Genomic DNA, 325 nt, shown 5'->3' with positions numbered 1-325 from the left:
GTAGGCCCGATAAGCAAAGCGCCATCGGGCAGGCTCGCCGCAGAGGGGAAGCGGGGGATGGTGTAGGCCCGATAAGCGCAGCGCCATCGGGCAGGCTCGCCGCAGAGGGAAAGCGGGGGATGGTGTTGGCCCGATAAGCAAAGCCCCATCGTGCAGTCTCGCCGCAGAGGGAAAGCGGGAATGGTGTAGGCCCGATAAGCGCAGCGCCATCGGGCAGGCTCGCTGCAGAGGGGAAGCGGGGGGATGTTGTAGGCCCGATAAGCAAAGCGCCATCGGGCAGGCTCGCCGCAGAGGGGAAGCGGGGGATGGTGTAGGCCCGATAAGC

The organism is Candidatus Kosakonia sp. 282A-S69 (genome assembly GCF_029433855.1).
In the GTDB taxonomy this organism is placed as follows: domain Bacteria; phylum Pseudomonadota; class Gammaproteobacteria; order Enterobacterales; family Enterobacteriaceae; genus Kosakonia; species Kosakonia cowanii_A.
Note: the sequence above shows the minus strand (reverse complement) of the source record.